25 protein-coding genes, 1 tRNA gene and 1 pseudogene are annotated in these 25,427 nt (G+C 75.0%); 13 read left to right on the top strand and 14 right to left on the bottom strand.

From position 1 onward, the window contains the following. Positions 1–2: 2 nt before the first annotated feature. On the bottom strand, positions 3–632 hold the full coding sequence (locus ACFQH9_RS14470; protein ID WP_379566578.1) for a DUF6962 family protein: 630 nt from the start codon (positions 630–632) through the stop codon (positions 3–5). A gap of 153 nt (positions 633–785) precedes the next feature. Here ACFQH9_RS14470 and ACFQH9_RS14465 point away from each other — a divergent pair, with 153 nt between their 5' ends. Together ACFQH9_RS14465 and ACFQH9_RS14460 are read left to right on the top strand one after the other, a co-directional pair. Continuing rightward, positions 786–1,199, top strand: a complete 414-nt coding sequence (locus tag ACFQH9_RS14465) for a VOC family protein (protein ID WP_379566576.1) — start codon at positions 786–788, stop codon at positions 1,197–1,199. A gap of 98 nt (positions 1,200–1,297) precedes the next feature. Further along, positions 1,298–1,540, top strand: coding sequence for a hypothetical protein (locus ACFQH9_RS14460; RefSeq protein WP_379566575.1), 243 nt, complete (start codon positions 1,298–1,300; stop codon positions 1,538–1,540). Between the two features lie 183 nt (positions 1,541–1,723). On the opposite strand, the gene ACFQH9_RS14455 is transcribed toward ACFQH9_RS14460, so the two are convergent. Next, positions 1,724–1,798, bottom strand: a tRNA-Thr gene (locus ACFQH9_RS14455). A 65-nt stretch (positions 1,799–1,863) separates the two neighbouring features. Here ACFQH9_RS14455 and ACFQH9_RS14450 point away from each other — a divergent pair. Genes ACFQH9_RS14450 through otsB form a run of 3 tightly spaced genes read left to right on the top strand, consistent with a single transcriptional unit; the run spans position 1,864 to position 5,607 of the window. Continuing rightward, positions 1,864–3,336: a threonine/serine exporter family protein gene (locus tag ACFQH9_RS14450; RefSeq protein WP_379566574.1), complete on the top strand. Its 1,473-nt coding sequence runs from the start codon at positions 1,864–1,866 to the stop codon at positions 3,334–3,336. A 56-nt stretch (positions 3,337–3,392) separates the two neighbouring features. Continuing rightward, a complete protein-coding gene (locus ACFQH9_RS14445; RefSeq protein ID WP_379566573.1) occupies positions 3,393–4,820 on the top strand; it encodes an alpha,alpha-trehalose-phosphate synthase (UDP-forming) in 1,428 nt (475 codons plus the stop codon). Beyond that, the gene (gene otsB, locus ACFQH9_RS14440) at positions 4,813–5,607 is read left to right on the top strand and encodes a trehalose-phosphatase (protein ID WP_379566572.1); all 795 of its coding nucleotides are present in this window, start codon (positions 4,813–4,815) and stop codon (positions 5,605–5,607) included. Before ACFQH9_RS14445 ends, otsB begins: the two co-directional genes overlap by 8 nt. Positions 5,608–5,782: 175 nt before the next feature. Here otsB and ACFQH9_RS14435 read toward each other — a convergent pair whose 3' ends face one another. After that, positions 5,783–6,886, bottom strand: coding sequence for a LacI family DNA-binding transcriptional regulator (locus tag ACFQH9_RS14435; RefSeq protein WP_379566571.1), 1,104 nt, complete (start codon positions 6,884–6,886; stop codon positions 5,783–5,785). A 126-nt stretch (positions 6,887–7,012) separates the two neighbouring features. Between ACFQH9_RS14435 and ACFQH9_RS14430 the strand changes: the two genes are divergently transcribed. The 3 genes from ACFQH9_RS14430 to ACFQH9_RS14420 are packed head-to-tail and all read left to right on the top strand — an operon-like array spanning position 7,013 to position 9,686. Beyond that, entirely contained in the window at positions 7,013–7,984 is a 972-nt protein-coding gene (locus tag ACFQH9_RS14430; RefSeq protein ID WP_379566570.1) for a metal ABC transporter solute-binding protein, Zn/Mn family, read from the top strand. A gap of 11 nt (positions 7,985–7,995) precedes the next feature. Then, entirely contained in the window at positions 7,996–8,847 is an 852-nt protein-coding gene (locus ACFQH9_RS14425) for a metal ABC transporter ATP-binding protein (RefSeq protein ID WP_379566569.1), read from the top strand. After that, on the top strand, positions 8,844–9,686 hold the full coding sequence (locus tag ACFQH9_RS14420) for a metal ABC transporter permease (RefSeq protein WP_379566568.1): 843 nt from the start codon (positions 8,844–8,846) through the stop codon (positions 9,684–9,686). The genes ACFQH9_RS14425 and ACFQH9_RS14420 overlap by 4 nt, the downstream gene beginning before the upstream one ends. Before the next feature lie 86 nt (positions 9,687–9,772). Here ACFQH9_RS14420 and ACFQH9_RS14415 read toward each other — a convergent pair whose 3' ends face one another. From ACFQH9_RS14415 to cysS, 3 genes are all read right to left on the bottom strand, one after another. Continuing rightward, positions 9,773–10,549 carry a maleylpyruvate isomerase family mycothiol-dependent enzyme gene (locus ACFQH9_RS14415; protein WP_379566566.1) on the bottom strand — a complete coding sequence of 259 codons (777 nt, stop codon included), beginning with the start codon at positions 10,547–10,549 and terminating at the stop codon, positions 9,773–9,775. 65 nt (positions 10,550–10,614) lie between these two features. Further along, the gene (gene rlmB, locus ACFQH9_RS14410; RefSeq protein WP_379566565.1) at positions 10,615–11,577 is read right to left on the bottom strand and encodes a 23S rRNA (guanosine(2251)-2'-O)-methyltransferase RlmB; all 963 of its coding nucleotides are present in this window, start codon (positions 11,575–11,577) and stop codon (positions 10,615–10,617) included. 18 nt (positions 11,578–11,595) lie between these two features. Next, complete coding sequence (gene cysS / locus ACFQH9_RS14405) at positions 11,596–13,005, bottom strand: cysteine--tRNA ligase (protein ID WP_379566564.1); 1,410 nt, start codon at positions 13,003–13,005, stop codon at positions 11,596–11,598. Between the two features lie 97 nt (positions 13,006–13,102). Here cysS and ACFQH9_RS14400 point away from each other — a divergent pair, with 97 nt between their 5' ends. Beyond that, positions 13,103–13,537: a VOC family protein gene (locus ACFQH9_RS14400; RefSeq protein ID WP_379566563.1), complete on the top strand. Its 435-nt coding sequence runs from the start codon at positions 13,103–13,105 to the stop codon at positions 13,535–13,537. Between the two features lie 72 nt (positions 13,538–13,609). Here the strand turns inward: ACFQH9_RS14400 and ispF are convergent, their stop codons facing one another. The 3 genes from ispF to ACFQH9_RS14385 all read right to left on the bottom strand — a co-directional run bounded on the left by ispF (position 13,610) and on the right by ACFQH9_RS14385 (position 15,374). After that, positions 13,610–14,080, bottom strand: coding sequence for a 2-C-methyl-D-erythritol 2,4-cyclodiphosphate synthase (gene ispF, locus ACFQH9_RS14395; protein WP_379566562.1), 471 nt, complete (start codon positions 14,078–14,080; stop codon positions 13,610–13,612). Beyond that, positions 14,077–14,793 carry a 2-C-methyl-D-erythritol 4-phosphate cytidylyltransferase gene (gene ispD, locus ACFQH9_RS14390; protein WP_379566561.1) on the bottom strand — a complete coding sequence of 239 codons (717 nt, stop codon included), beginning with the start codon at positions 14,791–14,793 and terminating at the stop codon, positions 14,077–14,079. Before ispD ends, ispF begins: the two co-directional genes overlap by 4 nt. Before the next feature lie 89 nt (positions 14,794–14,882). Then, entirely contained in the window at positions 14,883–15,374 is a 492-nt protein-coding gene (locus tag ACFQH9_RS14385) for a CarD family transcriptional regulator (protein WP_037045267.1), read from the bottom strand. A gap of 295 nt (positions 15,375–15,669) precedes the next feature. Here ACFQH9_RS14385 and ACFQH9_RS14380 point away from each other — a divergent pair, with 295 nt between their 5' ends. Next, a complete protein-coding gene (locus tag ACFQH9_RS14380; protein ID WP_379566560.1) occupies positions 15,670–16,239 on the top strand; it encodes a copper chaperone PCu(A)C domain-containing protein in 570 nt (189 codons plus the stop codon). Between the two features lie 49 nt (positions 16,240–16,288). Beyond that, positions 16,289–17,701, top strand: coding sequence for a DNA repair protein RadA (gene radA / locus ACFQH9_RS14375; RefSeq protein ID WP_379566559.1), 1,413 nt, complete (start codon positions 16,289–16,291; stop codon positions 17,699–17,701). Here radA and ACFQH9_RS14370 read toward each other — a convergent pair. Further along, positions 17,682–18,581: a hypothetical protein gene (locus tag ACFQH9_RS14370; protein ID WP_379566558.1), complete on the bottom strand. Its 900-nt coding sequence runs from the start codon at positions 18,579–18,581 to the stop codon at positions 17,682–17,684. The two genes, radA and ACFQH9_RS14370, sit on opposite strands and share 20 nt — an antisense overlap. Positions 18,582–18,725: 144 nt before the next feature. On the opposite strand from ACFQH9_RS14370, the gene ACFQH9_RS14365 reads away from it, so the two are divergent. Together ACFQH9_RS14365 and ACFQH9_RS14360 are read left to right on the top strand one after the other, a co-directional pair. After that, complete coding sequence (locus ACFQH9_RS14365; RefSeq protein WP_379566557.1) at positions 18,726–19,634, top strand: HhH-GPD family protein; 909 nt, start codon at positions 18,726–18,728, stop codon at positions 19,632–19,634. 32 nt (positions 19,635–19,666) lie between these two features. Next, on the top strand, positions 19,667–20,161 hold the full coding sequence (locus tag ACFQH9_RS14360; protein WP_379566556.1) for a 2'-5' RNA ligase family protein: 495 nt from the start codon (positions 19,667–19,669) through the stop codon (positions 20,159–20,161). A 7-nt stretch (positions 20,162–20,168) separates the two neighbouring features. On the opposite strand, the gene ACFQH9_RS14355 is transcribed toward ACFQH9_RS14360, so the two are convergent. The 4 genes and pseudogenes from ACFQH9_RS14355 to ACFQH9_RS14340 all read right to left on the bottom strand — a co-directional run. After that, complete coding sequence (locus ACFQH9_RS14355) at positions 20,169–21,413, bottom strand: FAD-dependent monooxygenase (protein WP_379566555.1); 1,245 nt, start codon at positions 21,411–21,413, stop codon at positions 20,169–20,171. After that, entirely contained in the window at positions 21,410–23,344 is a 1,935-nt protein-coding gene (locus ACFQH9_RS14350; RefSeq protein ID WP_379566554.1) for an ABC transporter ATP-binding protein, read from the bottom strand. The genes ACFQH9_RS14355 and ACFQH9_RS14350 overlap by 4 nt, the downstream gene beginning before the upstream one ends. 67 nt (positions 23,345–23,411) lie before the next feature. Continuing rightward, a complete protein-coding gene (locus ACFQH9_RS14345; RefSeq protein WP_379566553.1) occupies positions 23,412–23,561 on the bottom strand; it encodes a hypothetical protein in 150 nt (49 codons plus the stop codon). Positions 23,562–23,698: 137 nt separating this feature from the next. Next, positions 23,699–25,427 (bottom strand): annotated as a pseudogene (locus ACFQH9_RS14340) (hypothetical protein); the annotation flags it as partial.

Raw genomic sequence — 25,427 nt, 5'->3', positions numbered from 1 at the left:
CTTCACGCCAGGGACGGGTCGCGTCCGACGAGAGGGCGTGGTCTGCTGTGGGCGACGGCCCGGAACAGCAGCACCATCCCGACGATCTGCCCCATGTGGTAGGCGGAGTCGGGGTCCAGTCGCAGGAGCGTCGCCGCGCCCGGCACCAGTCGCAGCAGCGCGCCCGCGATGCTCACCCCGATGGCCACCAGCATCGGGCGACCCGACGGATGCCGGCGCAGCCACGCCCAGACCCACAGGCCGATGACGCACGCCATCGTGAGGCCCTCGCACAGCATCATCGCAGCGATGCCGGGATGGCCGGTGGCGGCGAGGACCGCGTAGGCAGCGACACCCACCAGGCGCAGCGGCCAGAACACGAGGGCGCGGCCCCGGCCGAGGACCTGCACCACGGTCGCCGCCAGCAGGAACGACATGACCAGGACGACCATGGTGCTCATGACCGCCCACGTGACCTCGCCGACCTGAGGACGGCCGACGAGGAAGCCGTGGTACAGCGCGCCCACCAGCGCGGTCACCCCCGCCCAGGCGAACGCGACGCGCCAGTAGCGCGCCCCCTCGACGTCCCGGGGCAAGCGGGGGAAGAGGGAGAGGGTGACCAGCCCCAGTGCGAGGTCGGTCAGCGAGGCCATCGGCTGGACGAGCACACACCACGGTACGTCCGGCGGTGCCCCGGCACAGCAGGTTCGGGCGGGACCCCGACTTGCACCCGGCCCCACACTCGGCTCCCATCAGGGACGCCGTACGGCGGCTGCGGCGCGGCGATCGAGGGACAGGGGGACGACGTGTTGCTCGACGGGATCAACCACATCGCATGGATCTCCAACGACGTCGCCCGCCTGGGGCGCTTCTACTCCGAGGTCTTCGACGCCGAGGTCGGCCCGACCCGCGCGCACGGCGAGGACGGCCGCGAGACGATGACCGTCATCCGCATCGGCCCGCACACCGAGCTGAACATCTTCGTCATCCCCGAGAACACCGAGGCCCGGCGCCAGACACCGATGTGGGGCCGCGGCCGTATCGACCACGTCGGTCTCCAGGCGGCCTCACCCGAGGCCTTCGCCACGATCCGCCGGCGACTCGTCGACGCCGGAGCCAGCGACGGCACCGTCAACGACTTCGGCCGTGTCCACAGTCTCTTCTTCCGCGACCCGGACGGGCTCGAGGGCGAGGTGCTGGTCGCGAAGGAGGCGCCCTGAAGGCCTCCGCCCGGCCGACGGCGCGGCTGTCCGACGGCCGGAGGGCGGACCTCGAGGTGGGGCCGAGTGCGTTCCGGTGCCGTGGGTACCTTCCGGGGATGACGTCACTCCCCGGGTGCACCGCGCACCTGCTCACCCCGAACGGGGTTCGCACGCTCCGCTTCGAGACCGTCCCGGCCGGGAACGGCACCGTCAGACTGGCCAACACCGAGCCGTTCTCGATGGCCGAAGGTGATGTCCTGAACTTCGACGGCGCCGCGCTGACTCTCGGCGACTACCTCAACTTCCGCACCCTGGGCACCTTCATCGACCCCGACCCGCAGGCAGGCGGCCCTCGGTAAGGGGCGCCGCCCTCTCGACGGGAGGTCGCCGCGGCAGCTTTCTGCCTGCTGGACCTCGACGTCCCGAATGCCACGCCCCCGGCACTGCTCGAGCCCTCGAAACCCCTGATTGCGCACAGCGCCGCTCCAGCGCCCGAGGCTCACGTGCAGCGATCAGGGGCAGACGACGTCCCTGCGGGGACGTGGAGCCGGAGGTCGGGATCGAACCGACGACCTACTGTTTACAAGACAGTTGCTCTACCACTGAGCTACACCGGCACCGCCGGGTTCCCGCCCGGCAGCCCACATCGTAGAGCGCCGCGGACGTTTGGCAGCCTGAGCCCGTGGTGGACGAGCTGAACCCCGCCGAGCGGTTGGCGAACCGGCTCCGGGCGACCCTGAAACGGGACGCCCGCAGGCTCCTCGCGGCCGGTCCGCCGACCCTGCCGATGCTGATGGTCGGGCCGCAGGTGCCCGACGACGCCCGCGTGCAGGAGGTCCTCGACTTCTGCATGCGCGTGGGCGAGGTGCAGCTCTCCAGCGGCGAGGCCGTCGGCGTGGTCACCGACCTCATGCTGCGGCTGGCGGAGATCTGCGGCCTGCCGGCGGTCGACGTGGACATCACGTTCACCTCGATCACCATCTGCTGCCACCGCGGCAACGCGGCCGCGCCCGTCACCTCGATGCGACTGGTCAAGTACAAGACGCTGGACCTGACCCGGCTGGCCGCGGTCGACGCCGTCGTCGACCGGGTGGTGGAGGGGCGGCTGGACGTGCGGGCCGCGGCCCGCGAGCTGGACGACGCGGTCAACGCCCGGCACCCCTACCCGCGCTGGGCGGCCACGGCGGGCTGGGGCGTGCTGGCCGGCTCGATCGCGATCCTGCTCGGCGGCGGGGCGGTCACGGCGATCACCGCCTTCCTCGTCACCGGCGCGATCGACCGCATCGGCCGGATCCTGAACCGCTGGGGCCTGCCGGCCTTCTTCCAGCAGGTCACGGGCGGCCTGCTGGCCACCACCGTCACCATCGGGCTGTTCGCGGCGGGGCTGTTCCCGCCGGGCACCCGGCCGTCGCTGGTCGTCGCGTCCTCGATCACCGTGCTGCTGTCCGGGCTGTCGGTGGTCGGCACCGTGCAGGACGCCATCTCCGGCTACTACGTCACCGCGGCCGGCCGGGTCGCGGAGATCGCACTGCTGTCCGCGGGCCTGCTGACCGGTGTCGTCCTCGGCCTGAGGATCGGGTTCGCGGTCGGCGTCGCCCTCGACGTCGCGGGCACGGTGTCGGCGAGCGTCGGGCGGTTCACGTTGGCACTCGTCGTCGGCGCGGTGGCCGCCGCGGGGTACGCCCTGGCGGGCTACGCGCCGTTGCGCGCCCTCCTCTACGCGGCGGGGACGGGCGCGCTGAGCTGGGGCGTCTACAGCGCGCTGAACCAGTACTCGGGCATCGGGCCGGTGGCCGCGACGGGGATCTCGGCCGTCGTGATCGGCATCTGCGCGGGGCTGCTGCGGCGCACCCGGCAGGTCTCCTCGCTCGTCGTCACGCTCGCCGGTGTCACGCCGCTGCTGCCCGGCCTGACCGCCTACCGCGGCTTCTACCAGCTCGCCGTCGAGGGGCTGGCCGAGGGCCTGGTCACGGTCACGCTCGCCCTGGCCATCGGGCTGGCGCTGGCGGCCGGGGTCACGTTCGGGGAGTTCCTGGCCCGGCCGCGCCCGCGCCCCGGCGGGACCGGCGAGCCGGAGCAGGCCGGCGCCCTCGGCACCGCCGCGCTCGCCGACGTGGACGATTCAGAGCCCGCGAACCTGCCCGGCGGTCAGTAGGGTTCTCCCCGAGGATCCGCCGGCGACGGCCGCGCCGGCGGCGCGAGGAGGATCAGGTGGCCCGCAACAGCACGTCCGAGCTCCCCCCGCCCGACTTCGTGGTCGTGGCCAACCGGCTCCCCGTGGACCTGGAGAAGCTGCCCGACGGCGGCCAGCGGTGGAAGCGCAGCCCCGGCGGCCTGGTCACGGCGCTCGAACCCATGCTGCGCGCCCGCGACGGCGCCTGGATCGGCTGGCCCGGCGTGCCCGACGCGGACGTGGGCCCGCTCGTCGAGGACGGCCTGCAGCTGCACCCCGTCGGCCTCAGCGCCGAGGAGGTCGAGAACTACTACGAGGGCTTCTCCAACGGCACGCTGTGGCCGCTGTACCACGACGTCGTGGCGCCGCCGGTGTTCCACCGGCACTGGTGGCAGGCGTACGTGAAGGTCAACCAGCGCTTCGCCGACTACACCGCGAAGGTGGCCGCCGAGAACGCGACCGTCTGGATCCAGGACTACCAGCTGCAGCTCATGCCGGGGATGCTCCGCGACCTGCGCCCCGACCTGCGGATCGGCTTCTTCCTGCACATCCCCTTCCCGCCCACGGAGCTGTTCATGCAGCTCCCGTGGCGGACCCGGATCGTCGAGGGGCTGCTCGGCGCGGACGTGATCGGCTTCCACACCGCGGGCGGCGTGCGCAACTTCCGCTGGCTCGCCACCCGGCTGGCCGGGGCCGGGGCCGTCCGCAACCGCAACGAGGTGACGGTCGGTCGCCGCACCGTGAAGCTCGGCGCCTTCCCGATCTCCATCGACTCCGCCCAGCTGGACCAGCTCTCCCGCACGGACGCGGTGCGGAAGCGGGCCTCGGAGATCCGCGAGGACCTGGGCAACCCGCAGAGGATCATCCTCGGGGTGGACCGGCTGGACTACACCAAGGGCATCGACGTCCGGCTGCGGGCCTTCCACGAGCTGCTCGAGGAGGGCCGGGTCACCGCCGAGGACGCGGTGATGATCCAGCTGGCCACGCCGAGCCGGGAGCGCGTCGAGCACTACCAGAAGATGCGCGACGACATCGAGCTCGCCGTCGGGCGGATCAACGGCGAGTTCTCGCGGGTCGGCCACCCCGCCGTCCACTACCTGCACCAGTCCCTGCCCCGCGAAGAGCTCGCGGCCTTCTTCCTGGCCGCGGACGTCATGCTCGTGACGCCGCTGCGGGACGGGATGAACCTCGTCGCCAAGGAGTACGTGGCCTGCCGGCACGACCTCGGCGGCGCCCTCGTGCTGTCCGAGTTCGCGGGGGCGGCGGCCGAGCTGACCAGCGCCCTGCTCGTCAACCCGCACGACACGGACGGCGTCAAGGAGGCGTTGTACGCCGCGCTGACCATGCCTCCCGAGGAGGGCCGCAAGCGGATGCGGACCCTGCGCAAGCAGGTGATGACGCACGACGTCGACCGGTGGGCCCGGTCCTTCCTGCTGGCGCTCGGCCTGGAACCCGCCGATGACTGAGCCGCCCGGCCCCGACACCACCGGGCTCGACCCGGCCCTGGCCGCGGCGCTCGCCCGGCTCGGCGACGCCGGCACCCTGCTAGTCGCCCTCGACTTCGACGGCGTGCTGGCCCCGATCGTGCCCGTGCCCTCGGACGCCCGACCCCTGCCGGACTCGGCCGACGCGGTCCGCGAGCTGGCCGGTGCGCGGGGCACGACCGTCGTCCTGCTGTCCGGGCGCGGGCTGGCGGACCTGGGCACGGTCTCCGGCTTCACCGAGCCGGTCCGCATGGTCGGCAGCCACGGCGGCGAGTACGGGCCCGGCCTCACCGACGGCGACGCCTCCCTGCTCGGCCCCGAGCAGCAGGACCTCAAGGAGAAGCTCACCCTCGCGCTGGTCGACCTCGTCGAGGGCGAGGTCGGGGTGACCCTGGAGCACAAGCCGGCCGGGGTGGCCGTGCACGTCCGCAACGCCCCGCCGGAGGTCGGCGCCCGGGTGCTCGACGCCGTGCGGGCCGGTCCCGGCACGTGGGAGGGCGTGGACTCCACGGAGGGCAAGGCGGTGATCGACCTCGCCGTCCTGCAGGTCAGCAAGGGCGCGGCGGTCGACGTGCTGCGGGAGCGGCTCGGCGCCGACGCCGTGTTCTTCGCGGGCGACGACGTCACGGACGAGTCCGTGTTCACCCGGCTGCGGCCGGGCGACGTCGGGGTGAAGGTCGGCGAGGGGGACACCGCGGCGGAGCACCGGGTCACCGACCCGGAGGCCGTCGCGGCGGTGCTGCGGGCCCTCGCCGGCCACCGGCGCTGACCGGCGCTGACCGGCGCTGACAGGCGCTGACAGGCGCTGCAAGGCGCTGACCCGGCCCCGGACCGGCACCGACTTGTCGCCGGCAAGGTGACGCGGGTGAAGCCCTACCCCGGACGACGCCCCAGGTCCGCGGGGATCGTGAGCGCCGTCCGCCTCCGGTGAGGCCGCTGACGGGTCACCAGCCCGAGAAGAACTTCTCCGTCTGCGTGGCGGGGCCGCTGGTGGAGCCCACGACGAGCTCGGTGGGCAGCACGACCTGCTTGGGTCGGTTGCGCTCGCCGCGCTGCAGCAGCAGCTCTCCCGCCACCTGACCCTTGCGCCGCACGGGCTGCCGCACGGTGGTGAGCCCGACCCGCTCGGCCTCGGGCACGCCGTCGAAGCCGGTGACGGTGAGTCGCTCCGGCACCGCGATGCCGGCCTCGGCCGCGTGCTGCAGCGCGCCGATCGCCAGCACGTCCGAGGTGCAGACCAGCGCGGTGACGTCCGAGTGCGAGGCCAGCAGCTCACGCGCGGCCGACGCCCCGGCCTCGGGGCTGTGCTCGAACCGCTCGACGACGGGGACCCCGGACCAGTCCACGCCGGCCTCGGTGAGCGCGTCCCGCAGCCCGCCGATGCGCTCGCGCTGCACCGGGTACGAGGTGTTCTCCTGCCGCGCGAGGTTCGCCGGCCCGTCGTGCCGCTGCGAGCCGAGCCGCATGCACAGCACGCCGATCTTGCGGTGCCCCAGCCCGGTGAGGTGCGCGCCGAGTGCCCGCATGCCCTCGCGGTCCGCCACGCCGACCCGGTCGACGCCCTCGACGCCGACGGGCTGGTCGCAGACCACCGTGGGAACCGGCCGCTCCAGCACGGCGCGGAAGTGGGGGTCGTCCTCGCTCACGGAGTAGACGACGAATCCGTCGACGCCCGCCTGGTGCACCGCGGCGACGTCGGCGTGCTCGGGGCTCACCGGGACCAGCAGCAGCCCCTGCCCGGCCTGCTCGCACGCCAGCGCCAGACCCTCGAGGAAGCCGGTGGCCACCGGGTCGCGGAAGGCGTAGGAGAGCGCCTCGGTGAGCAGCAGGCCGACGGCGCCGGCGCGCCGGGTGCGCAGCGACCGGGCCACCGGGTCCGGGCCGGGGTAGCCGAGCCGCCGCGCGGCCTCGAGGACCTTCTCGCGCAGCGGCGCGGACAGCTGGTCCGGGCGGTTGTAGGCGTTCGAGACGGTGGTACGGGACACGCCCAGCTCCGCGGCGAGCGACGCGAGCGTCGCCGGCCGCCTGACGTGGGGTGAACCGGTCATGTCACGAAAGGTAGCCGCCCCTGGTGGGCCGTCGGTAGCCCGGCCTCCCACCACCCGCTAGAGTGAAGTGACAACGGTTTTCAATAAAACCATGCGCACAGCTTAATACGGGAGCACGACCCCACGATGAGAACGCGTTTCGCCACCGCCCTGCTGGCCGCCGCCGGCCTGCTCTCGCTCGCCGCCTGCGGCTCCGGATCCGACGCGGCCGGCTCCGGGTCCGCCCCGAGCTCCGCGGCGGGTGGCAAGGTCGCCGTCGTCGCGTCGACCGATGTCTACGGCAGCATCGCCTCCGCGGTCGGCGGCGACCGCGTCGAGGTCACCTCGCTGATCGACTCGCCGAACGCCGACCCGCACGAGTACGAGTCCACGCCCGCCGACGCCGCAACCGTCTCCCGCGCCGCGCTCGTCGTGGTCAACGGCGGCGGCTACGACGACTTCGCCTCCCGCCTGGTCGAGTCCTCCGGCACGAAGGCCACCATGGTCGACGCCGTGCGGCTCTCCGGCCTGCCGGGCGCCCCGGAGGCCGGCCACGCCGAAGGCGACGGCCACGAGCACGGCCAGTTCAACGAGCACGTCTGGTACAACCTGCCGACCGTCCGCACGGTCGCCGACGAGATCGCGAAGGACCTGGGCGCCGCCGACCCGGCCAACGCGGCCACCTACACCGCCAACGCCCGGAGGTTCGGCACCGACCTCGACGGCCTGCAGCAGAAGGTCGATGCGATCAGGGCCGCGCACGCGGGGCAGCGGATCGCCGTCACCGAGCCGGTGCCGCTCTACCTCACCGAGGCCGCCGGCCTGCAGGACGCCACCCCGGAGGAGTTCAGCGAGGCCGTCGAGGAGGGCACCGACCCGCCGGCCGCCGTGCTCGCGGCCATGCTCGACGTCGTGCAGGGCGCGGACCCCGTGAAGGCGGTGGTGGCCAACGGCCAGACCGAGGGCCCGTCGACGCAGAAGGTCGAGGACGCGGCCAGGGCGAAGGGCCTGCCCGTGGTCGAGGTGAGCGAGACCCTGCCCGACGGCGTCGACTCCTACGTCGCGTGGCAGGGCGCCCAGCTGGACGCCCTGGCGGGCGCCCTGAACGGTGCGGCATGAACAATGAGGTCATGACCGCGAGGCCCCCCGCCGCGCCCGGCGCCGCGCCGCCCACTGCGTCCACGGCGGCGGTCGCGCTGCGCGGCGCGCGGGTCGCGTTCGGCCGGCGGGTGCTGTGGGAGGACCTGGACCTCGACGTCCGGCCCGGCGAGTTCCTCGCCGTCCTGGGGCCCAACGGCTCCGGCAAGACCACCCTGCTGCGCGTCCTGCTCGGCCTCCAGGCGCTCGACGCCGGCGAGGTCCGGATCGCCGGCGAACCGGCCCGGCGCGGCCGCGGCGGCATCGGGTACATCCCGCAGCAGAAGGCGCTGCCGGAGGACCTGCCGCTGCGCGGGGCCGACCTCGTCGGGCTCGGGCTCGACGGGCACCGGTTCGGCCCGGGCCTGCGCGGACGCGCGGAGCGGCGGCACAAGGTGCGGGCGGCACTCGAGGCGGTGGGCGCCACCTCGTACGCCCGCGCCCCCGTCGGCCGGCTCTCCGGCGGCGAGCAGCAGCGGCTGCGCGTGGCCCAGGCCCTGGTCGGCGATCCGCGGGTGCTGCTGTGCGACGAGCCGCTGCTCTCCCTCGACCTCGCCCACCAGCGCACGGTGAGCCGGCTGATCGACGAGCGTCGCCGCGCCGCGGACACCGCGGTCGTGTTCGTGACGCACGAGATCAACCCGGTGCTGCCGCTCGTGGACCGGGTCCTCTACCTCGTCGGCGGCCGGTTCCGGATCGGCACGCCGGAGGAGGTGATGACCTCGGAGACGCTCTCCGCGCTGTACCGGACCGAGGTCGAGGTCGTGCGGGTGCGGGGCCGGCTCGTGGTCGTCGGGGCGGAGGACCAGCACGCCCACCACGACGCGCTGGAGCCGGTCACATGAGCCGGCTGTTCGGGTTCGAGGGCGTCGGGGAGCTGCTGGGCCTGCCGTTCGTGCAGAACGCGTTCCTCGCCGCCGCGCTGCTCGGCCTGGTGGCGGGCGCGCTGGCCCCGCTCGTCGTCGCGCGTGGGATGGGCTTCGCGGTGCACGGCACGGCGGAGCTCGCGTTCACCGGCGGGGCCGCGGCCCTGCTGATCGGGATCTCGGTGAGCGTCGGGGCGGTCGTCGGGGCGGTCGTGGCCGGGTTGGTGTTCGGCGTGCTCGGGCTGCGCCAGCGCGAGCGGGACTCGGTGATCGGCGTGGTGCTCGCCTTCGGGCTGGGCCTCGGCGTGTTGCTGCTGGCGCTGTACGAGGGCCGGGCGTCGAACAAGTTCGGCCTGCTCACGGGGTCGATCGTGTCGGTCGACTCCAGCAACCTCGTCGTTCTCGTCAGTGTGACAGCGGTCGTGCTCGCCACCCTCGCGTTGGTCTACCGGCCGCTGCTGTTCGCCAGCGCCGATCCGGACGTCGCCGTGGCCCGCGGGGTGCCGACCCGGCTGCTCTCCCCGCTCTTCGCCGTGCTCGTCGCCCTGACGACGGCGCTGGCCGTGCCGATCGTCGGCGCGATCCTCGTCCTCTCGGTCACGATCATCCCCGGTGCCGCGGCCGCGCGGGTCACCTCGAACCCGCTGGCCGCCACCCTGCTGGCGATCGGGATCGCGGAGCTCGCGCTCCTCGGGGGAACCCTGCTGAGCCTGGCCCCGGGCCTGCCGATCTCCGGCTACGTGGCCACCATCGCGTTCCTGGCCTACCTCGTGTGCCGGCTCGTCGGCCGGGTCCGGGGGCGCGTCCGCACCGCCTGACGGGCCCGCCGGGGCCGGTCCCGGAGCTGTCCCGGAGCCGTCGCGGTGCCGGTCCCGGGGTCGGCTCGGCGCCGCTCGGTGCGGGCTCAGAGCCAGCGCGGCAGCTCGGGCGGGGTGCCGGGGAGGACGCTCGCCGGTGCGCGGCCCGTCAGCCAACCGACGACGTCGACCACCGGCGCCTTCACGGTCTCCAGCTCCCCCAGCGGGGCGGACTCGGCCGGGATCGACTCGCCCGGGCTCGAGGCGACCGGCGCCGGCGTCACCCCCGGGTCGCCGAGCTGCCACACCCGCTCGCGGTCGGTCGGCGCGATCAGCAGCGTCGGGCAGCCCTCCCGGCCGGACAGGGTGGCGGTGACGTCCTCGAGCAGCAGGTCGAGCACGCCGGCGGGCAGGTCCGCGAGCGAGGCCCCGGTGTCGAGGTCGGCGGCGTGCACCCAGACCTCGCGGATCCGCATGAACGGGATCTCGGTGGCGGGGATCTCCCGGCCGTGGCTGTTCCGGATCGTCGCCCCCCACTGCTCCGGGCTCAGCGCGCCGAGCGCCTCGTCGAGCTCGCGGGCGGTCGAGGCGAGCTCGGCCCGCAGGACCTCCGGCGCCCGGCGGGAGGTCTCCTCGATCTCGGCGGCGCGGGCCTCGGCGCTCGGGTACATCGGCGTCTCGGTGCCGGTGCGGGCCCAGGTCGCGAGCCGGAGCAGGGCCTCGGCGTTGCGCGCCACGTGGGCGACGACGTGGGCCCGGGTCCAGCCGGGCAACGCGCTCGGCGCGGCCAGCCCCTCGTCCGGGACCGCCTCCACCACGGCGAGCAGGTGCTCGGTGCCCGCGCGCATCCACGGGAGGGTCTCGGACGTGTCGTTCCTGCTCACGCGGACAGTGTGGACGATCCGTCGCCCGCGCACAGCGCGGAGCCGATCTCGTCGCCCGGAGGCTCCTAGGCCTGGCGGCGGCGCCGCGCGACCTCGGCCAGCACGACGCCGGCGGCCACCGAGGCGTTGAGCGACTCCACCTCGCGCGCCATCGGGATCGAGACCGTGACGTCGCAGGACTCGCGCACGAGCCGGGACAGCCCCTTGCCCTCCGAGCCGGTCACGATCACGAGCGGGTCGGTGGCCAGGTCGAACTCGTCGAGCGAGACGTCGCCCTCCGCGTCCAGACCGGCGATCATCAGCCCGGTCTGCGCGTACTCGCGCAGCGTGCGGGTGAGGTTCGTCGCCCGGGCGACCGGCAGCCGCGCCGCCGTGCCCGCCGAGGTCCGCCAGGCCACCGCCGTCATGCCCGCCGCGCGGCGCTGCGGGATGACCACCCCGTGCCCGCCGAAGGCGCTCACCGACCGCACGACCGCGCCGAGGTTGCGCGGGTCCGTGACGCCGTCGAGCGCGACGATCAACGCCGGCCGGCCGGACTCGGACGCCGCCTCCAGCAGCTCGTCCGGGTGCGCGTACTCGTAGGGCGGGATCTGCAGCGCGACGCCCTGGTGCAGGGCGCCGCCGGTGATCCGGTCCAGCTCGCCGCGCTCGAGCTCGAGGATGGACAGCCCGGCGTCGGCGGCGAGGTGCACCGACTCGGCCACCCGCTCGTCCGCCGTCGCGCCGACGACCACGCGCAGCGCCGTGGCCGGGACCCCGGCGCGCAGGCACTCGAGCACGGGGTTGCGCCCGAGCACGGTCTCCGGGACCTCGCCGTCCTGCGGGCGCCGGCCGCGGGTGCCCGCGGCCGCGCGACGGTCCTTCGCCGCCGCCCGCCGCTGCGCCGGGTGCCCCTTGCGCGACGACGCGGGCGGCGTGGGCCCCTTGCCCTCGAGCCCGCGGCGGCGCTGGCCACCGGAGCCGACGACGGCGCCCTTCTTCGTGCCTTCCTTGCGCACCGCACCGCGGCGCCTGGAGTTGCCGGCCATGATCCCTGTCTTCTCGGTTCAGGCGTTCTTGAACGACCACGTGGGGCCGTCGGCGCCGTCCTCGACGGCGATCCCCGCGGCGAGCAGCCGGTCGCGCAGCGCGTCCGCCTCGGCGAAGTCCTTCGCCTTCCGGGCGGCCTGGCGGCGCTCCAGCAGCTCCTCGACGAGCGCGGTCAGCGCGCCGAGCGCGGCCTCGTCGCCCCGGTCGCCCGCACGCCAGCGCGGGTCGAGCGGGTCGATGCCGAGCACCGCGGCCATCGCGCGCACGGACTCGGCGGCCGCGGCCGCCCCCTTCTTGTCGCCGGCGTCGAGCGCGGCGTTCCCCTCGCGCACCGTGGTGTGCAGCACGGCGAGCCCGCCGGGCGTGCCCAGGTCGTCGTCGAGCGCGGCGGCGAACTCCGCCGGCACCCGGTCGGCGATGCCCGGCGCCCCGACCCGCTCGCCGGTGCGGTGCAGGAAGGACTCGATCCGCCGGAACGCCGCGACGGCCTCGGACAGCGCCGCGTCGGAGTACTCGATCGCCGACCGGTAGTGCGGGCCGACGAGGTAGTACCGCAGCTCGACGCCGCGGACCCGCTGCAGCAGCGCGTCGATCGACAGCGTGTTGCCGAGCGACTTCGACATCTTCTCGCCGCCCATGGTGACCCACGCGTTGTGCAGCCAGTACCGCGCGAACCGGTCCCCCGCCGCGCAGGACTGGGCGCGCTCGTTCTCGTGGTGCGGGAACACCAGGTCGAGCCCGCCGCCGTGGATGTCGAACTCCGGGCCGAGGTAGGTGGTGGCCATCGCGGAGCACTCGAGGTGCCAGCCCGGCCGGCCCGGCCCCCAGGGGGTGGGCCAGGACGGCTCGCCCGGCTTGGCCCCCTTCCACAGCGTGAAGTCCACCGCGTCCCGCTTGGCGTCCTGGTCGCCCTCGCCCTGCGCGACGTCGTCGACCTTCTGGCCCGACAGCCGGCCGTAGTCCGGGAACGTGCGGACCGCGAAGTAGACGTCGCCGCCCGCGGCGTACGCGTGCCCGCCCTCGATCAGCCGGTCGATGTAGGCGACCATCTGCGTGATGTGCCCGGTGGCCCGCGGCTCGAGCGACGCGGGCAGGCAACCCAGCGCGTCGTACGCCGCGGAGAAGGCCCGCTCGTGGGTGGCGGCCCACTCCCACCAGGGCCGGCCCGCCTCGGCGGCCTTGCGCAGGATCTTGTCGTCGATGTCCGTGACGTTCCGGACGAGCGCGACGTCGAGGCCCTCGCGCCCGGGCTCGGAATGGCCCAGCCAGCGGCGCAGCACGTCGTAGTTCAGGGAGCTGCGGACGTGCCCGATGTGGGGCAGCCCCTGCACCGTGGCGCCGCAGACGTACATCGACACGGCTCCGGCCCGCAGCGGCACGAAGTCCCGCTGCGTCCTGGTCAGGGTGTCGAAGAGTCGGACGCTCACCCTTCCCAGGGTACGGACGCGCTGGTCCGGGCATTACGGCAGGGCTGCATCACATTTCTCCAAGACGGCGGACGGCCGTCCCGGCACGCTGGGCGGCATGACGCGCATCGAGCAGCTCTACCCCCGCCTCCCCGTCCGGGGCGCCGACGCGGCGATCGCCTTCTACCGCGACGCCTTCGGCGCCGAGCTCGTCGAGCGGTACGCGACCCCGGACGGGGCCGTCGTGCACGCGCTGCTGCGGGCCGGCCCGGTGCAGTGGGCGGTCAAGGACGGCGACGAGTACGACCCGGCCCCGCCGGACGGCGGCGGCTCGGCGATCCTCGCCCTCTACGTCGACGACGCCGACGCCGTGGCCGAGGCGATGCTGGCCGGCGGCGCGGAGGTCCGGTTCCCGGTGGCCGACCAGCCCTACGGCGAGCGCGGCGGCCGGCTCACCGACCCCTTCGGCCACCAGTGGATGGTCGCCCAGCGCACCGAGAACCTCACGCCCGAGGAGATCGAGGAACGGACCAAGGCGATGTTCGCCGAGTGACCGCACGAGCGAACGGCACTCCCGCTCATCAGGTGTGAGCGGGAGTGCCGCTCGCTCGGACCTGTCGCTCGGTCAGTCGGCGGCGGGGAGGAGGAGGGCGGTGGCGATCGCGGCGATGCCCTCGCCGCGGCCGGTGAGCCCGAGCCCGTCCGTGGTGGTGCCGGAGACCGACACCGGGCCGCCGACGACCTCGGACAGCACCTTCTGCGCCTCGTCCCGGCGGGTGCCGATCTTGGGGTGGTTGCCGATCACCTGGACCGCGGCGTTGCCGACCCGCCAGCCCTCGGCGGCGAGCAGGCGGTGCACCTCGGCGAGCAGGGCGACCCCGCTCGCGCCCGACCACTCCGGGCGGCCGGTGCCGAACACCGCGCCGAGGTCGCCGAGGCCGGCGGCGGAGAGCAGGGCGTCGCAGAGGGCGTGGCACGCGACGTCGCCGTCCGAGTGGCCGGCACAGCCGTCGACGCCCTCCCACCGCAGCCCGGCGATCCAGCAGGGCCGGCCGGGCTCGACGGGGTGCACGTCCGTGCCGATCCCGGTCCTCACGCCTTCTCCTCCAGCAGCAGTTCGGCGATCCGCAGGTCCCAGGGCGTGGTGACCTTGAACGCGGCCGGGTCGCCGGGCACGGTGACCACCGGCTCGCCGAGCCGCTCGACCAGCCCGGCGTCGTCCGTGGCGACGGCGTCCGTCCCGGACTTGCCGTAGGCCGCCCGGAGGACCTCCCAGGCGAAGCCCTGCGGGGTCTGCGCGGCCCGCAGCTCGGACCGGTCGACGGTGGCCTCGACGGCGGCCGCCGCGCCCACCCGCTTGATCGTGTCGGCCAGCGGGAGAACGGGTACCACCGCCGGGTGTCCGGCCCGCACCTCCGCCACCACCGCGGCGACGAGCGCGGGCGGGGTGAGGGGCCGGGCGGCGTCGTGCACGAGGACGACCTCCGGTGGGCCGTCACCCCGGGCCGCGCCCGGTCGTTCACCGCCGTGGGGATCGGACAGCACGCCGAGCGCGAGGCGCACCGACGCCGTGCGCTCGCCGCCCCCCACCAGCACGCTGACCGGGCGGCCGGCGAGCAGGGCCCGCGCACGGTCGACCAGGTCGGCCGGCACGGCGACCAGCACCTCGTCGACCGCGCCGGAGCCCAGCAGACCGTCGACCGCGCGGACCACGATCGGTACGCCCGCCAGCGGCACGAAGGCCTTGGGTGCACCGGCACCCAGGCGGGTGCCGGACCCGGCCGCCGGCACGATCGCGGCGACGCTCACCGGGCGCCCCGCCGCGCTTCCCGTGCCGACGCGTGCGCCGGCCGGGCCGTGGGCATCATGGGGCCGTACCGTGCCGATCGCGGGGCGGGTCAGGCGTTGGTGGTGGCCAGCACCTCGTCGAGCAGGGCCTCGGCCCGCTCCTCGTCCGTGCCCTCGGCCAGCGCGAGCTCGCTGACGAGGATCTGCCGCGCCTTGGCCAGCATGCGCTTCTCGCCCGCGGACAGGCCGCGGTCCTTCTCCCGGCGCCACAGGTCGCGGACGACCTCGGCCACCTTGTTCACGTCGCCCGACGCGAGCTTCTCCAGGTTCGCCTTGTACCGGCGCGACCAGTTGGTGGGCTCCTCGGTGTGCGGGGTGCGCAGCACCTCGAACACCCGGTCCAGCCCCTCCTGGCCCACGACGTCGCGAACGCCCACGACCTCTGCGTTCTCGGCGGGAACGCGAACCGTCAGGTCACCCTGGGCGACCTTCAGGACGAGGTACTTGCGCTCCTCGCCCTTGATCGTCCTGGTCTCGATCGCCTCGATGAGAGCGGCACCGTGGTGCGGGTAGACGACGGTCTCTCCGACCTTGAAAACCATGTGTCCTCTGGCCCCTTTCGCTGCACCCAGGTTAACACGCCCGGTGCGTCCCCCGTTCGACGGGAGGGCCCATCGTCGCAGGTCAGGGGGTTGACAACCGGCGTAAAACGTGCAGACGCGGGTACGCGGGGGTTCAGCGGGCGCAACCGTGGAGAGCCGAGTGCGGGCACTGTCGTACCCGGCGACTAGGCTGCACCCGCAAGAGCCGGCCGTCAGGAAGGACACCCGAACCGTGAGCCGCGCGACCTCCCCCCGACGCTCCGCCACGCGCCCGGGCCCGTGGAAGGTTCTGGCCGTGGGCACGGCCGCCGTGGGCGCCCTCCTGCTGTCCGGCTGCGGCGCGGGCCAGATCGCCCAGACCGCCGAGCAGGTCGCCGCCGTCGGCGGCACCGGCGGCACGGTGGGGAACGTCGCGGTCCGCAACGCCGAGATCGCCTGGCCGGCCGGGCTCGCGCCGACCGGGGCGGTCTACCCGAAGGGCGGCGAGGCGCTCGTCGAGATGGTGATCGTGAACGACGGCGGGGCGACCGACCGGCTCGTCTCCGCCTCGAGCGAGGCCGGCACGCAGGTCGTCGTCACCGGCGAGCAGGTCCTCGCCCCGCAGATCCCGCTGGTCGCCGGCCAGCAGGGCGAGGTCACCGGCATCCCGGGCGCCAAGCAGGTCACCGTGCAGATCGCCGGGCTGCGGGACGACATCGTCGCCGGCCGCACCTACCCGCTCACGCTGGTCTTCGAGCGGGCCGGCCGGCTGACCGTCGACCTCCCGGTGGCGAACCCGACCGCGCCGCGCCAGGACGAGGCGCCGCCGGCCGAGGGCGGCGAGGGCGGCGAGAGCGGCGCCGCCGTCAGCGGCGGGCACAGCTGATCGGCCCGGTCCCCCCGGGAACCCCGGCGGCGTCCGCGGCGGTCCGCCGATGAGCGCCAGGACCCGCGCCGCCCGCAGCTCCTACGTCTGCTCCGAGTGCGGGCACCGCGCCGCGCAGTGGGTCGGCCGCTGCCCAGGCTGCCAGGCGTGGGGCACCCTGGCCGAGCAGGCCGAGCCCGCCCGGGCCACGGTCGCGGGCGGCGGTGCCCGCCGGGTCGCGGCGGGGGCGCCGAGCACCCCGGCCCGCCCGATCGCCGAGGTCGCGCTCGACTCCGCCCGCGCCCGGCCCTCCGGGGTCGACGAGCTGGACCGGGTCCTCGGCGGCGGGCTCGTGCCGGGCGCGGTGGTGCTGCTCGCCGGCGAGCCCGGCGTCGGCAAGTCCACGCTCCTGCTCGAGGTGGCGGCCAAGGCGGCGGCCACCCTGCGCGGCGGTTCGGTGCTGTACGTCACGGGCGAGGAGTCCGCGGGCCAGGTCCGGCTGCGGGCCGAGCGGACCGGCGCCCTGCACGACCGGCTGTTCCTGGCCGCCGAGTCCGATCTCTCGTCGATCCTCGGGCACGTCGACGCCCTGCATCCCGACCTGCTGATCGTCGACTCCGTGCAGACGATGACCTCGCCGGAGGTCGACGGCTCGGCCGGCGGCGTCACGCAGACCCGGGCGGTCACCGTGGCGCTCACCGCGCTGGCCAAGGAGCGCGGGCTGCCCGTGCTGCTCGTGGGGCACGTCACGAAGGACGGGAACATCGCCGGCCCCCGCGTGCTCGAGCACCTGGTCGACGTGGTGCTGGCCTTCGAGGGCGACAAGCACTCCACGCTCCGGATGGTGCGCGGCGTGAAGAACCGCTTCGGCCCCGCGGACGAGGTGGGCTGCTTCGAACTGCGGGACGAGGGGATCGTCGGACTGCCGGACCCGTCGGGACTGTTCCTCGCCCGGTTCGGGGCCACGCAGGCCTCCGTCGTGTCGGGCACCGCCGTCACCGTGATCATGGACGGGCGGCGGCCGCTGCTGGCCGAGGTGCAGGCACTGGTCGCCCCGTCGTCGATGCCGACCCCACGGCGGGCCGTCAGCGGGCTGGACAGCTCGCGCGTGGCGATGCTGCTGGCGATCCTCGAGCGGCGCGGCCGGGTGCGGCTGCAGGACTCCGAGGTCTACACCGCCACCGTCGGCGGGATGAAGGTCACCGAGCCGGCCGCGGACCTCGCCCTGGCCATGGCCGTGGCCTCGGCGAAGAACGACGTCGCCCTCCCGCCGGATCTCGTCGTGCTCGGCGAGCTCGGCCTGGCCGGCGAGGTGCGCCGGGTCTCCGGCGTGCGCCGGCGGCTGGCCGAGGCCGCCCGGCTCGGGTTCACCCACGCCCTGGTGCCGCCGGACAGCGACGCGGGCACGGGGACCGGCATGAAGGTCACCGAGGTGTCCGACGTCTCGCAGGTGCTCGCGCGGATCAGGCGGGCGTCAGGGTGAAGTGGGTCGGGCCGCTGATCTTGTCGGCGACCCGGGTCAGCAGGGTGTAGTCGCCGGCCGGCAGCCGGGTCCGCGGGGCGGTGCAGCCGGGGTTCGACGACAGCCCCGACCAGGTCACCTCGAAGGCCACGGGCTGGCCCGGCACGAGCGTCCGCAGGTCCTGCGTGGACGGGTTCACGCAGTCGTTGCTCGACCAGAGCCGGGTCGCGACGGGACGGTCCCACACCACGATCTCCTGCAGCGCGCCGTCGAGGTCGCGCACGCAGGCCTGGTTGCTGATGTTGACCACGGTGAGCCGCAGCTCGGGCCGGTCGCCGACCCGGTGCTGCGGCGCGTCGATCTCGGCGCCGACGGCGATCATGTCGTTGGTGCACGGCGGCGGGCCGGTCGGCGGCGCGGGCTCCGTCGGGGGCACCGGCAGCGGGGCGCGCGGGGTGTCGTCGGGGCGTTTCGACTCGTCGGTGGTGCTCGCCGGACCGCCCTCCGCCTTCCCGGTCGCGCCGGGGATCCCGCTCGCCGTCACCGTGCCGGGCGGCGTGGACGTCCCGACGGGCACCCCGGTGGCCGACAACGGGGCCTCGGCGGAGGTGCCGGGCACGGCCGACGGGGTCCCCGTCGTCGGGTCGGTCGTGGCGCCGTCCGAGGGGTCGACGTCGGCGTACCCCGCGGGGTCCGGGGAACCCGCCGGGCCCGACGGGAGGGCGGAGCTGTTGGCCGCGCGACTGGTGACCTCGTCGGTGGGGCCGGGGACGGGGGTGGGGCGGGTGAGGGCGGCGACGGAGAAGCCGATCACGACGAAGAAGGCGATCACGGACGCGAGCGCCAGCCAGCGCCGTTTCCAGTAGACGTGCGCGGGCAGCGGTCCTACCGGCTCCCACATGTCACGCAGCGTAGGACCGTGATTACTACACGTCGCAGGACCTCGCGCGGCGCGGCGCGCCGGGTCCACCGGTGTGGGGGACCGTATCGGGCGATCACCCACCCGGGCGCAGGGCCCTCGGCCCGGCGATGCGACGATCGCGGCGTGACGTCCACCCTGTCGCGCGCCGCGCTGGCCGCGCGGACCGCGGAGTGGTTCCGGGCGCACGCCCGCGACCTGCCCTGGCGGCGGCCGGGTACCACGCCCTGGGGCGTCCTGGTCAGCGAGTTCATGCTCCAGCAGACGCCGGTCCCGCGCGTCGAACCCGTGTGGCTGCGGTGGATGGAGGAGTGGCCGACGCCGTCGGCGCTCGCCGCCGCGTCCCGGGCCGAGGTCGTGCGGGCCTGGGGGAAGCTCGGGTACCCGCGTCGCGCCATGCGGCTGCACGCCGCGGCCCAGGCGATCGCGACGGAGCACGGCGACCGGGTGCCGTCGGACCTGGCCGCGCTGGAGGCGCTGCCCGGCGTCGGCAGCTACACCGCCCGCGCGGTGGCCGCGTTCGGCTACGGCCTGCGTGCCCCGGTCGTCGACACAAACGTCCGACGGGTGGTCGCGCGGGCCGTCCACGGGGCCGGCGACGCCGGACCCGCCCGCACCAGGGCCGATCTCGCCGACGTCGACGCCCTCCTGCCCGCGGACGACGCCGAGGCCGCCGTGGTGTCCGCGGCCCTGATGGAGCTGGGGGCGGTGGTGTGCACGGCCCGGTCCCCGCAGTGCGGGAGGTGCCCGGTCCGCGCGGACTGTGCCTGGGTGGCCGCGGGCCGCCCGGAGTACTCCGGCCCCCGCCGTCCGGTCCAGGGCTACGCCGGGACGGACCGCCAGGTGCGGGGCAGGCTGATGGACGTGCTGCGCGCCGCCGAGCACCCGGTGCCCAAGGCCGCGCTCGACGCCGTCTGGGCCGACGGGGCGCAGCGGGACCGCTGTCTGGACTCCTTGCTGGTCGACGGCCTGGCGGAACAGACCCCGGACGGCCGCTTCGCGCTGGGCGGCACGGCCCCCCATACGTCAGACTGACCGCGCGAAGGTCCCTGGGTACGAGGAGCTCGATGGCGCAGATCGTCCGCTTCCGGCTCGACATGGCCGCCGAGGAGCGCGTGACGGAGCTCCGCGACCGGATCGCCGCCGAGGGCCTGCGCGTCCCGCACGAGGTACCGACCGTCACCTTCGCGGCCGCCGCCCAGATCCCGGCCGCCGCGCGCGTCGAGCTCACCGAGGCCCTGCGCGGGCTGAGCCTGCCCTCGCTCTGGCTGCCGACCCTCGGCTCGGTCGCCGGGCACGACGACGACCTGGTGCTCTCCGCGATCGTCGACACCGAGCTGCTCGCCGTGCACAGCGCGGTGCACGACGCGCTGGCCGGCAAGGTCCGCTCGCCCTTCGGCTCCTACCTGCCGGGCGCGTGGCTCCCGCACGTCGTGCTGGCGCACGAGCGCCCCGCCGACGCCTTCGCGCTCCTGCACCCCGTCCGGCCGCTGCGGGCCGCGATCGAGGGCGTGGAGATCGCCGACACCCGGGACGGGTCGAGCGAGCCGCTGTTCGCCTGAGCGCGGATCACCCCGCGCGCAGCAGGGTGCGCGGCACGAAGGGCTGCTCGCCGCGTCTGCGGGCCCGCCACCACCGCTGCCCGGTGTGGCTCAGCCTCCGGCCCTTGCGCACCACCGTCAGCTGGGTCGCCATGTGCCACTGGTAGCGCCAGGGCCGCTGGAGACCCTGCCGGTGGGACAGGGAGAAGGCGAACTCGACGGCGTCGCGGTCGAGATAGCGGTCCACGTGCTCGAACCAGGCCGCGCCGGTCCGCGCGGCCGCCTGGGCCGTGCGCAGCGCCTCCCGCCCCTTCCGGTCGAACCAGCCGAGGGCGGCGGACAGCGACGGCTGCTCGTACAGGGCCTGCGCGAGCATGATCGAGTCGGTCATCGCGAACCGGGTGCCCTGGCCCATGGTGAAGTGCGTGGTGTGCGCGGCGTCGCCGAGCAGCACGACGTTGTCGTGCCGCCAGGTCTCGTTGCGCACCTCGAGGAACCGCAGCCACGGCGAGGGCCGCCCCCGCGAACTGCTGATCAACGCCTGGCCGTCCAGGGTGTGGGCGAAGATCTTCTCCAGCAGGGCGATCCCGTCCTCGTGGGGCAGCGTGTCCAGGCCGAGGCCGGTGAACGTCTCGGGCGAGCACTCGACGATGAACGTGCTCACCCCGGCGCTGGTCGGGTAGCCGTAGCACCAGATCCAGCCCGCGTGGGTCTCCTCGAACGCGAAGGTGAAGCTGGTGAAGACCTTCTCGGTGCCGAGCCAGATGTAGGGGTTGCGCCCGGTGGTGAGGGTCGTGCCGAAGTCGTCGGCCACGTGGTCGCGCAGCCGGCTGCGCGCCCCGTCGGCCACCACGACCAGGTCCGCGGCGAGCTCACCGCGCTCGAACGTGCCGTCGGCGAGCGCCGTCTCCGGCACCGGGCTCTCGTAGCGGACCTCGATGCCGAGGTCCGCCGCCCGGTTGGCCAGCACCTCCAGCAACCCGGCGCGCGGGACGCTGAACCCGTACCCGGGCAGGTAGGCGACCTCCTCCCCGCGCAGGTGCACCTCCTGCTCCTGCCAGAGGTACGAGCGGGCCCGGATCGCGCGGGCCGACTCGCGGTCGTTGCGGTACAGCCGGTCCAGCAGGCCGTCGTGGCAGACGACGCCCCACCCGTAGGTCGCCCCGCGCGGGTCCTTCTCCAGCACGGTGATCTCGTGGCCGCCGTCCCGCCGCTTGGCCGAGATGGCGAAGTAGAGCGCGGCGGGCCCGCCGCCGACGCAGACGATCCTCATGGTGCCGCCTTCCTCTCGCGGGACCCCGGACCGCCGGCCCGCCGGGCGGCGAGATCGGCGCCGCGGCGGGCCGCGAGATCAACGGGGACGGGTGCGGTGTCGTGGTGCAGCCGGTAGAGCTGGGCGTAGCGCCGGTCCCGGGCCAGAAGCTCCGCGTGGGTGCCGGCCTCGGTCACCCGACCGCCCTCGAGGTGGAGGATCTGATCGGCGTCGGTGACCGTGAGCAGGTTGTGCGAGATGACGATCGTGGTGCGGCCGGCCATCAGCCGGCGCATCGGGCGGAGGACACGCTCGGCCGACTCGGCGTCCAGGCTCGTGGTCGGCTCGTCGAGGAGCAGGACGGGCGCGTCGCGGATCATCGCCCGGGCCACCGCGACCCGTTGCCGCTGACCGCCGGAGAGCAGCCGCCCGCGCTGCCCGACGCGGGTCTCGAAGCCGTCGGGCAGGGCGTCGACGAAGTCGTCGACGTCCGCGGCGCGGGCCGCGCGCTCCAGGTCCTCCCGGGTCGCGTCGGGCCGACCGGCCAGGATGTTCTCCGCGATGGTGCCGTCGAGCAGCAGGGTCTCCTGCAGCACCACGGCGACGTTCGCGCGCAGCTCGCCCGGGTCGAGATCACGCAGGTCCAGGCCGTCGAGCAGGATTCGGCCGCGGGTCGGGTCGTAGAACCGCAGGAGCAGCTTGACCAGCGTGGTCTTGCCGGCGCCGCTGGCCCCGACGAGCGCCGTGGTGCCGCCGACCGGGACGGTGACGCTGACGTCGTCGAGCACGTCGACGGTCTTCTCCGGGTACCGGAACCCGACCTCGTCCAGCCGCAGCTCGCCGCGCACGCGCCGGAACGGCGTCGGGCCGCGGCCGGGGCGCGCGAGCCTCACCGGGTGCTCCGGCGCCGGCACCGAGGTCCGCTGGTCGAGCAGCTCGATGATCCGCTCGGCCGAGGCGGCAGCGGCGTACACCGAGTTCGAGTACGACCCCAGTCCGCGCACCGGCGAGTACAGCTGGGACAGGTAGATCAGGAACGCGAGCAGGCCGCCGAGCGTGATCCGGCCCGCGCCGAGCTGCCAGATGCCGACGCCCATGATCGCCATGACGCCGATGACCTCGATCATCTGGACGGACGGCGAGAAGAGTGCACGCAGCCGGGTCGTGCGCAGGACCGCCTCGATCGCGCCCCGGCTCTGCCGGGTGAACCGGCGCACCTCGGTCGCCTCGCCGCCGTACGCCTGGATCAGCATCGCGTTGCCGAGGCTCTCCTCGGTGACCGCGCTGATCCCGCCGGACCACTGGCGGACCTGGCGCGAGGAGTGCCGGATCCGCTTCGAGAACCACTTCGCCACCAGGCCGAAGAACGGCACCGCGGCGAGGGCGACCAGGGCCAGCTGCCAGTTCAGGTAGAACAGCACGCCGGTGAAGACCGCGATGGTCACGCCCGAGGACACCAACCGGGTCACGCCGGAGAGCACCAGGCCCTCGATCTGGGAGATGTCGCCGGTGAGCCGGCTGAGCGTGTCGCCGAGCCGGCGGCGGTCGAAGAAGCCCAGCGAGAGCGTCTGGACGTGCCCGAAGACCCGCACCCGGAGCCGGTGCAGGAAGTGCTCGCCGATGTAGGCGGTGAGGTAGGTCGACCAGACGCGCAGCAATCCCAGCGCGAGCGTGAGGCCGACGTAGCAGGCGGCGAGCCGGGGGAACGCGGCGAAGTCGCGGGGCGCCAGGACGTCGTCGACCAGGAGCTTGAAGAGCCAGACGATCGCGGCGTCGACGAACGGGGCCGCGATCACGAGCACCAGTACGACTGCCAACCGGCCGTAGAACGGGCGCGCGTCCGGCCCGAAGCGGCGGAAGATCTCGCGGACCGCGACGGGCGGCGCGGCGTCGACCAGCCCGACCTCCTCGGCCGGCGTCCGGCTCAGCAACGACCGCAGCACGTCGCGCACGTCGGTCCCCCTTCACGTGCCGAGGGCGGTGGCCCCGCGAGCGGGACCACCGCCGTTCCGTCATCGGTCAGTCGTCGCAGTCACCCCACTTGCCCCAGCCGTTGTCGTCGTCGCTGTCGTCGCCCCAGTTACCCCAGTGGCCCCAGCCACCCCAGTCGTTGTCGTCGTCGTCGTCGCCCCAGCCGTGATGGCCGTGGTGACCCCAGTGATCGCCCATCTCGATTCCTCCCCCATCGTGGAGCTTGTCCACAGTGGACCCGTGCCCCGCTCCACACCGGTTGGTTGTGCGCTCCTGACGGGAGCGCCGAGAGGTAGCCGTGCAGGTCCGGCGGGCGTTGCAGTCCGTAGCCTGGTTCACTCGGACGGAGCAGCAATGGGGGCGGCGTCGTCGTTCGGCCCGGTCGCCGGATCCGTACCGTCGGACACCTGGCCGGCGCGGCGAGCCGGCCCGGCGGCCGGGCCCGTTCCCTGACCCCCGGCGTCGACTGCGCCGGGGCCGGCCGAGTGGCCGGGGCCGCCGCCGTCCCCGGCGTCGACGCCGTCCCGGGAGCCCCCGCCCGAGCCTCCGTCGGAGGTCCGGTCCGAGCCCCGGACGGAGCCGTGCTCCGAGCCCCCGCCCGAGCCGCGGTCGGAGCTGCGGTCCGAGCCGCGGTCGGAGTTGCGGTCCGAGCCGCGGTCGGAGTTGCGGTCCGAGCCGCGGTCGGAGTTGCGATCGGAGTTGCGGTCCGAGCCCCGGTCGGAGTTGCGGTCGGAGTTTTGGTTGCGGGCGCCCGAGTCCCGGCCGCCCGTGTCGTTCGAGCCCCGCCGCTCCCCGGAGCCGCGTGCCGCCGAGTCGTGCGACGTGCGGGTGTCGGCGCCGGACCGGGTCTCGGCGGCCGTACGGCGTTCCGGACCGCCGTCGTGCCGGTCCTGTCGCGAGTCCGACCGGGTCCGCACGGCCCGGTCGCCCGGGCCGTCGTTCCCCCGCCGGTCCCGCTGCGCCACGGCGGCCCGCTCCGTCGGGTGGGCGTCGCGACGGCCGTCCGTCGCCGCACGATGCGGCTCGCGGGCGGCGTCGCGCCGAGGCCCGGAGGTCGCGTCGCGGCGGGACTCGGGGGCGTCGCCGCGCCCGCCCTGCTCGACGCGCTCGGTGCGGCTGTGGTCGTCGGTGCGCCAGGTCCCGTCCTGGGTGGCCCGGCCGTCGCGCTCCCGGTCGGCCTGCTCGTCGCGGCCGTTCCCGCGCGGGGACCAGGCGTCCCCGCCGGGGTCCCGGTCCTCGTCGCCGGCCACGATCTCGTGCTCGGAGCTGCGGGAGGGCGCGTCGCGCTCGGTCCGCGCCCGGTCGTCGGAGGTCCGCGACCACGAGGCCACGTCCGTCGGCGTCCGGTCGGACCGCCCGGCCGACTCGTCCGACGCGGCCGGCGCCGACCCGTGGGTCAGGTCGCGGGTCGCGTCGTCGCGGCGGTCGCGGGTCGTGTCGTCGGACTGCGCGGCAGGACGCTCGTCGCGGGCCTCGCGCTGCTCCTGCGCGGCCGGACCCGGCTGCGGGTCGCGGGCCTGGCGCCGCTCGTGCGCGGCGGGAGCGGGGCGCGGGTCGCGGACCTGGTGTTCCTGCGTGGCGGGAGCCGGTTGGGTGCCCCGGACCTCGCGGTGGTTCGGCGGGGTGGCGGTGCGGCTCGTCTCCCGCGGTCCCTCCCGGCCCCCGGCGTCGGCGCGGTCCGGACGCCCGCGCTCCTCGCCCCACGTCACCGGTCGTCCGCCCGGCGCGGAGCCGTGCCGGGCCGCGGTCCCGGACGAGCGCGGCGGGTCGGGGTCCGGCCGTCCCTGCGTGCCGGTCCGGTCGGCCGGCTGCGGCGGCCCGGACGCGGGCTCCGAACGGGTTGGCGGCTTCACCGGCGGCGCCATGGCCGTCGCCTCCCGCGCGGGGGGCTGGTGGTCGGGGCCGGCCGAGCCGGGCGGGGCCGGGGCCGGGTTCGGACCGGTGGCGGCGCGGGCGCGGCGCTCGTGCCGGTCCCGGAGGCCGTCCCGGCCGTCCTCGGTGCGGACGCCGAGCAGCATCCGGCGCGCGCCCGCGAGCTGGACGCGGGCACCGTCGCGGTCGCCG

The organism is Pseudonocardia lutea, assembly GCF_042658055.1.
In the GTDB taxonomy this organism is placed as follows: Bacteria; Actinomycetota; Actinomycetes; order Mycobacteriales; family Pseudonocardiaceae; genus Pseudonocardia; species Pseudonocardia lutea.
This window is presented reverse-complemented; position numbering and strand designations above follow the sequence as displayed.